We start from the raw sequence: 1295 nt of genomic DNA, 5'->3' as shown, positions 1-1295 counted from the left end.
AGACGCCATCCGCTTATCGATCACGGGGCTGGTCTGGTCGAACAGGGTTCCTGATCGGGTGATCGCGTGAGGGCCGGCGCATGGCAGCAGGGCCTCTTGGTAGTTCGGGGGTGCGATCCCAACCGATTACCAGGAGGCCCTGTTGCCGCAGTCTTTCGCGTCCGCGTGTGTGGAGTCCAACTCGCTGCCACCGTCGTGTGACTGCCTCGCGCACAGATTCGGCAACGCGGCGGACGGGCCGGACCGCACTCCGAGTTATGGCTCCGACATGACAGAGGCGGAGTGGCGGGTCGTGCGGCCGTTGCTGCCCGTTCCGGCATGGCTGGAGGGGCGGGGCGGGCGGCCGGAGGGCTATTGCCACCGCGTGATGCTCAACGCAGTGCGCTATGTCGTGGACAACGGCGTGAAGTGGGCCAGCCTGCCCGCGGACTTCCCGCCGTATCGGCGCGTGCATGCCTTCGCCCGCCGCTGGCAGGTCACGGGTCTGCTCGCCGAACTCCACGACCGGCTGCGCGACCGCGTCCGGGAGAAGGAAGGCCGCCTGTCGGACCCGACGGCCGCGATCGTGGACTCCCAGTCGGTGCGGGCGGCGGTGAACATCCCGCGCTCGACCTCCGGCTGGGACGGTGGCAAGAAGGTGGGCGGCCGCAAACGGCACCTGGTGGTGGACTGCCTCGGCCTAGTCCTGGCCGTCGTGGTGACCGCGGCAAGCGTGCAGGACCGCGACGCCGCCGTCCCGCTGCTTCAGCGGCTGCGACGGCAGTACTTTGCCATCCGACTGGTGTGGGCGGACGGCGGCTATGCCGGCCGGCTCGTCGACTGGGCCCGCGAGAAGGCCCGGCTCACCCTTCAGATCGTCAGACGCACCGACGACACAGCGGGGTTCGTGGTGCTGCCGCGCAGGTGGGTGGTGGAGCGAACGCTGAGCTGGCTGATGCGCTCGCGTCGCCTGGTGCGCGACTACGAAACGCTGCCGGCCATGCACGAAGCCATGGTGCTGTGGTCGATGACCATGCTCATGAGCGGTCGCCTGGCCGGACGCCGCCCGGCCGGCTTCAGAGGGCCGGCACCGCGGGAGCGGTGAACACCCCTGGCCGCACCTGGAGTGCCCACCCCCGTTCCACCAGGCGTTTCGCCTTCGACCGCAGTCCCTCGACCTTCGCCGGCACCACATCCAGCCCCAGGGCTGTGGCCAGCTGCTGGCAGCGCATGCCCTCCCGTCCCGCTTCAGACTCCAGCACCGACAGGATCCGCTGGTAGTCCGGCGCGAGGGCTGTCGCTGCCATGCCCGTCTC

1 protein-coding gene and 1 pseudogene are annotated in these 1295 nt (G+C 69.9%); one reads left to right on the top strand and one right to left on the bottom strand.

Annotated features, from left to right (window positions below; all coding sequences use genetic code 11):
• Window positions 1–268: 268 nt before the first annotated feature.
• Window positions 269–1084, top strand: coding sequence for an IS5 family transposase (locus AB0D27_RS45500; protein WP_362521552.1), 816 nt, complete (start codon window positions 269–271; stop codon window positions 1082–1084).
• Here the strand turns inward: AB0D27_RS45500 and AB0D27_RS45495 are convergent.
• Window positions 1056–1295, bottom strand: a pseudogene (locus AB0D27_RS45495) (hypothetical protein); the annotation flags it as partial. The gene AB0D27_RS45500 and the pseudogene AB0D27_RS45495 overlap by 29 nt on opposite strands.

This window comes from Streptomyces sp. NPDC048415, assembly GCF_040651675.1.
Taxonomy (GTDB): Bacteria; Actinomycetota; Actinomycetes; order Streptomycetales; family Streptomycetaceae; genus Streptomyces.
Note: the sequence above shows the minus strand (reverse complement) of the source record. Positions and strands in the feature narration are given on the sequence as shown.